Raw genomic sequence first — 242 nt, forward strand, 5'->3', positions numbered from 1 at the left:
TCGACCGCGAAACCCGCGAACTAGCGTCCCGAGCACAAGAAGTCTTTGAACTCGTTAATGAAAATGCGCCATACCTGCTCGACCCCGAATCCACCGAAAACGGTAAACACAAGGGTGCACACATCACTGGCGAATTCCTCGACAATACCATTGAGCTCGTCACCGGCATCGCGCAGACCCCAGAGGACGGCGTCCATCAGCTACAGTACCTTGCCAACGCTTTGCGCAAATTCACCGAGCCT

At 55.0% G+C, this 242-nt stretch carries 1 protein-coding gene; it reads left to right on the forward strand.

What is annotated here, in order from left to right:
- The coding region (locus tag L9G74_RS21820) for a hypothetical protein (protein WP_238898977.1) at positions 1–242 on the forward strand (242 nt) is incomplete at both ends.

The sequence above is a fragment of the Shewanella electrica genome (genome assembly GCF_022321485.1).
Taxonomy (GTDB): Bacteria; Pseudomonadota; Gammaproteobacteria; order Enterobacterales; family Shewanellaceae; genus Shewanella; species Shewanella electrica.